Origin of the sequence: Pseudorhodoplanes sp., from assembly GCF_035565855.1 — a bacterium.
Taxonomy (GTDB): Bacteria; Pseudomonadota; Alphaproteobacteria; order Rhizobiales; family Xanthobacteraceae; genus Pseudorhodoplanes.
On the sequence record NZ_DATMRX010000325.1, the window covers coordinates 1 to 5,354 of the forward strand.

General features: G+C 63.8%; 5 protein-coding genes and 1 pseudogene. 5 read left to right on the plus strand and 1 reads right to left on the minus strand.

Going from position 1 to position 5,354, the window contains the following annotated elements; translation table 11 throughout:
• Nucleotides 1-134 (plus strand): annotated as a pseudogene (locus VN004_RS18570) (aminotransferase DegT); the annotation flags it as partial.
• A gap of 102 nt (nt 135-236) precedes the next feature.
• Complete coding sequence (locus VN004_RS18575) at nt 237-638, plus strand: hypothetical protein (protein ID WP_325613218.1); 402 nt, start codon at nt 237-239, stop codon at nt 636-638.
• Nucleotides 639-657: 19 nt separating this feature from the next.
• Here VN004_RS18575 and VN004_RS18580 read toward each other — a convergent pair whose 3' ends face one another.
• On the minus strand, nt 658-2,100 hold the full coding sequence (locus tag VN004_RS18580) for a mannose-1-phosphate guanylyltransferase/mannose-6-phosphate isomerase (RefSeq protein ID WP_325613220.1): 1,443 nt from the start codon (nt 2,098-2,100) through the stop codon (nt 658-660).
• Between the two features lie 103 nt (nt 2,101-2,203).
• Here VN004_RS18580 and murJ point away from each other — a divergent pair, with 103 nt between their 5' ends.
• The 3 genes from murJ to VN004_RS18595 form a co-directional block, all read left to right on the plus strand.
• Entirely contained in the window at nt 2,204-3,766 is a 1,563-nt protein-coding gene (murJ, locus tag VN004_RS18585; RefSeq protein ID WP_325613223.1) for a murein biosynthesis integral membrane protein MurJ, read from the plus strand.
• A 161-nt stretch (nt 3,767-3,927) separates the two neighbouring features.
• Nucleotides 3,928-5,100: an efflux RND transporter periplasmic adaptor subunit gene (locus tag VN004_RS18590; protein ID WP_325613225.1), complete on the plus strand. Its 1,173-nt coding sequence runs from the start codon at nt 3,928-3,930 to the stop codon at nt 5,098-5,100.
• Nucleotides 5,101-5,171: 71 nt separating this feature from the next.
• Nucleotides 5,172-5,354, plus strand: a 183-nt coding sequence (locus VN004_RS18595; RefSeq protein WP_325613227.1) for an efflux RND transporter permease subunit, incomplete at its 3' end; no start/stop codon positions are given.

A 5,354-nucleotide genomic window follows, 5' to 3' on the forward strand; every position in this document is an offset into this window, starting at 1 on the left:
CGGTGGTCGATAACGGCATTCCGGTGACCGACCGGCTGGCCGACGAGGTCATCAGCCTGCCGATGCACGCCTATCTCGACGCCCCCACGCAAGACCGGGTGATCGAGGCGGTGCGTGCCGCATTGACGTCGTAGCCGCGACACGCGACTGTGCCCGGCCGAATCGATCCGGCCTCTTTTCGGATTATCCGCCGTCGGGGACTGTCCGCTCCTGAGACCATCTGCATTTGGGGATGCATGGCCTTTCGCGTGTTGTTGTTACTGCCGCTGGCGCTGATGCTCAGTGCCTGTGCGGTGTCGGGATTGTTGCCGGATTGGTCGTCCGAGGACGTGGCCGGTCCCGAGCCGGCCTATCGGTTTCTGATCGCCAACCATCTTCCCGAAGTGGTTGGCAGCCCCGATAGCGCGGGAACGCTGGAGATTTCCGACGTGCGGCGCGTCGATTCGCTGAAAGGGGCATCCTGGCAGGTCTGCGTGAAGGCGCAGAAGTTTCCCTTTCCGCCACGCTACTATGCCGTGTTCTTCCAGCGTGAGCAGATCGTGCAGTCGCGTCTCTCCGTCCTGATCGACCATTGTGAATTGCAAAGCTTCACGTCGTTCGACTGGAAGACGGAGGCCAACAACCCACCGATGCCTTGAGCCGCTGCGCCTGATCTCGTCAGCTTCGCTGATAGATGTCCTCGATGCGGATAATATCGTCCTCGCCGAGGTAACTTCCGGTCTGCACCTCGATCAACTCCAGCGGAATCTTGCCGGGGTTGGCGAGGCGGTGGACGGCCCCCATCGGGATATAGACAGACTCGTTCTCGTGCACCGCTTGGACATCGGACCCGATCGTGACTTCGGCCGTGCCATGCACGACGACCCAATGCTCGGCGCGATGATGATGCTTTTGCAGCGAAAGCGTACCGCCCGGATGCACCACGATGCGCTTGACCTGGAAGCGCTCTCCCGAGTCGACGGAATCATAAAAGCCCCACGGCCGATGCACGCGCCGATGATCGGTGGCCTCGCGCCGCTTCGAGGCCTTCAATTGGGCCACAAGCTCGCGGACATCCTGCGCACGGTCGCGCGGCACCACCAGGACGGCGTCGGGCGTCGACACCACCACGAGGTCTTCCGCGCCAATGATGGCGGTGAGCCGGTCGAGCGAGTGGACGACGCAATTGCGCGTGTTTGCCGTAACCACCGTTCCCTGAATGGCGTTGCCTGCCTTGTCGCGTTCGGCGATATCGAAGATCGCATCCCACGAACCGATGTCGGACCAGCGGAAGCGGCCGGCAACGACAGCCGAGCGGTTCGTTTTCTCCATCACCGCATAGTCGATGGATTTTTTCGGCGCTTCCGAGAAAGCCTGCTCTTGAAGCCGCAGGAAACCGAGATCGTCGCTCGCGCCGGCGACCGCGGCTTCGGCCGCAGCCGCCATTTCAGGCTCGTAGCGCGCCAACTCGGACAGCAGCGTATCGGCGCGGAACAGGAAGTTACCGGAGTTCCAGAGGTAGCCCTCTGCGACGTAGCGCGCGGCGGTGTCGGCGTCGGGCTTTTCGACAAACGCTTCGACCGCATAAACCGGGCCGGCCGTGGCGCCGGCGGCATTGCCTCGACCCTGATCGACCGGTTTGCCGGGCCGGATGTAGCCGTAGCTGGTCTTCGGGGCGGTCGGTGTAATCCCGAACGTCACGATGCGGCCGGCCTGTGCCGCCGCGAGGCCGGCGAGACATGTGGCCTGGAATTCTTCGAGATCGAGGATGACGTGATCGGCGGCGAGCGCCAGCACCACCGCATCGGGATCACGGCTTTTCACCAGCGCCGCAGCGGCGGCCACCGCTGGCCCCGAATCGCGGCGCATCGGTTCGATGACCACGGTTGCTTCGATTCCGAGTTCCTCAGCCTGGCGGCGGGCAAAGAACCGGAAATCGCTACCGGTGATGACGATGGGTGGGGCGAACAGGTCGCCGGCCGCGACCCGCAGCAACGTATCCTGATAAGTCGAACGCTCACCCACCAGAGGAAGGAATTGCTTGGGCAAGGCGTCGCGCGACACCGGCCACAGCCGTGTTCCGGCGCCGCCGGCGAGAAGAACAGGAACGATTTTGGTCATGGTGCGGCACTATTCCAAAAATCGCCCGCGATAGCCAGACTGTGCGGGCGAATAGCGAATCGATTTCAGCAACAACAAGGTGTTGACACAAGCGTGACATCCGATGATTGACCGCATCCTGACCGTGGGGGGAATTACGCTTCTGTCGCGTGCGACGGGCTTCCTGCGCGACATCATGCTGGCCTCGGTGCTGGGAGCGGGGCCGGTCGCCGACGCCTTTTTCGTGGCGCTGCGCTTGCCCAACCACTTTCGCGCCATCTTTGCCGAAGGCGCGTTCAATGCAGCCTTCATCCCATCCTACGCGCGAGTCCGCGGCACCAGCGGCGAGGCCGCGGTGCGGTTGTTTGCCGATCGTGTCTTCACGCTGCTGCTGGCGAGCCAGATCGCTCTGCTCGCGGCGGCGCTGTTCTTTACGCCCGGCGTGATCGACCTTCTGGCTCCGGGGTTCGGTAAGGATCCGGGTCGCTTCACGCTCGCGGTCGATCTGACCCGGATCACGTTTCCCTATCTGCTGCTGGTGAGCCTCGTCACGCTTTACGGCGGTATTCTCAACGCCGTGGACCGCTTCGCGGCGGCGGCCGCCGCGCCGATCCTGCTCAACCTTTCGATGATGATGACGCTCGCGCTCGCAGCGTTCTTTCCGACCGCGGGACATGCGGCGGCATGGGGCGTGCTGCTTGCCGGCATCCTGGAATTCCTTCTGGTGGCGGGCGATACCGCGCGTCATGGCCTGATGCCGAGGCTGCGCTGGCCGCGGCTTGATGCCGAGGTGATGCTGTTCCTCAAGCGGTTCGGTCCGGCCGTCGTCGGTTCCGCCGGAACGCAGATCGCGTTGTTTGCCGACACCATCATCGCAAGCTTTCTCGCCGCCGGCGCATTGTCGGCGCTCTATTACGCCGACCGGTTGAACCAATTGCCCATCGGGGTCATCGGCATCGCCGCCGGCACCGTGCTGCTTCCAGAGATGGCGCGGCGGATCACGGTCGGCGATGAAGTGGGCGCACGGCATTCGCAGAATCGCGCCATTGAGTTGACGCTGCTGCTGTCGCTGCCTTGTCTCGTGGCCTTCGTCCTGATCCCCGAACTGATCATGCGCGCGTTGTTCACACGCGGCGCTTTCACCGCATCGGATGCGCACGCGGCAGCGATGACGTTGATGGCCTACGCCATCGGCCTTCTGCCGTTCGTCTTGATGCGCAGTGCGTCGGTCACGTTCCTGGCCCGCGGCGACACCACGACACCCGTGAAGGCGCTGCTGGTTGCTGTCATCGTAAACGTTGCGCTCAAGGTCCTGCTCATGGACCGTTACGCCCAGGTCGGGCTGGCGTTTGCCACATCGGTGGGCGCGTGGATCAATCTCGCGCTGCTGGTCTGGTTCGGAGTGCGGCAGGGCCTGTTCGCCATCGACCGGCGCCTCTGGCGATCCAGCCTCAAGCTCGTGGCTGCGTCGCTTGCGCTTGCGGCGGTGTTATGGTGCTGCGAGCGTCCGGTTGCCGCGTTGTTCGCCGACTGGCCGTCGTTGCGTGATGTCGCGACGCTGCTGGTCCTCGGGATTGTCAGCGCGATGGCCTATGGCGGCGTGGTTCTGGTGCTGTTCGGCCGGGAGTGGATGGTGTTGTTCCGCGGACGGGGAAAGGGGAGCGTTCCAGAAGCTTCCGGGAACTGACTTCAATTTTGTTGATAGGAATGATAAGCGGCGCTTCTGAACGAAAGCCTTGAACCGGCACCGGAGGCGACATAGCTCGGTCTCTCCCTATCCTTTATCGACCGGCGTCTCTATCTTGCCGCATTGCAACATCAGCGATTTGCTAGCAGCAAACGGGTCCTATGATTCACAGCTTTCCCTGGCGGCTTGCCGCCGCCTTCGTCGTGGTCACGCCGGTGCTGGCGGCTTGTGGTCAGAGTCAGCCGCCAGCTGCGCCGCCACCGCCCGCGGTGACGGTGGCCAAGCCGATTGAACGCGGCGTCACCGATCACGACGAATATGTCGGCCGGTTCGTGGCGGTCGATTCCGTCGAGGTGCGGGCTCGGGTGTCGGGCTACCTCGACAAGATCCATTTCCGCGACGGCCAGATGGTCAAGCAGGGCGATCTCCTGTTCACCATCGACAAGCGCCCGTTCCAGAATACCCTCGACCAGGCGCGCGGCGCGTTGGCGCAGGCGAAGGCCAATCTGGCGTTTACCCAGACCGACCTCGATCGCGCCAAGCAGCTTGTCCGCGACCACACCATCACCGAGCAGGCCTTCGACCAGCGCACTCAGGCGTTCCGCAGCGCGGAGGCTTCGGTTGCTGCGAACGAAGCCGCGGTGCGCCAGGCCGAGCTTGACCTTGAATTCACCGAACTTCGCGCACCGGTGGCGGGGCGCATCGGCGATCGTCGCGTATCGACCGGCAACCTGGTCACCGGCGGAACGAGCGGGAACACCACGCTGCTGGCGACCATCGTCTCGATCGATCCGATCCGTTTCGAGTTCACGATGGATGAGGCGTCGTACCTCCGTTACGAGCGGTTTTCACGCAGCGGCAAAGAGGTGACCGGACGCGACGGCGGCGTCGTCGTCGAGCTCAAGCTGCTCGATGAAAAGGGCTTCGAGCATCGCGGCTACATGGACTTCCTCGATAATGTCATCGACAAGTCGTCAGGCACGATCCGTGGCCGCGCGGTGTTCTCCAACCCCGATGGCGTCCTGATTCCCGGCATGTTTGGCCGCATTCGCGTGCCGGGCTCGCCGACCTATCAGGCGCTGCTTGTGCCTGATGTCGCGATCGGCACGGAGCAGGCGCGCAAATTCGTTCTCGCCATCGACGGCGACAACACGGCGGTGCAGAAATACGTGACGCTCGGGCCGATGACCGATGACAATCTGCGCGTCATCCGGGACGGGATCGCGGCCGGCGACCGCATCGTCGTCAACGGTCTGATGCGGGTGCGGCCCGGACAGAAGGTCACCCCGCAGGAGAAGGGCAGCGGACCGGGGCCGCAGGCCAAGAATCAGTAAATCGGTCGGTAGAAAACCGATAGCGCGAAGCAGTGACAACCCGCAGCAGGGACTCGTAGGGCGCCGACAGTATGCGAATTTCGCACTTCTTCATTGATCGGCCGATTTTTGCCGCGGTGGTCTCGATCGTGATCGTGATCCTGGGCGGGGTGGCGTTCAGCCGCCTGCCGGTCGCCCAATATCCGGAGATCGCGCCGCCCGTCATCAGCGTGTCGGGCCAGTATCCGGGCGCGAGCGCGGAGGTGGTGGCCGCG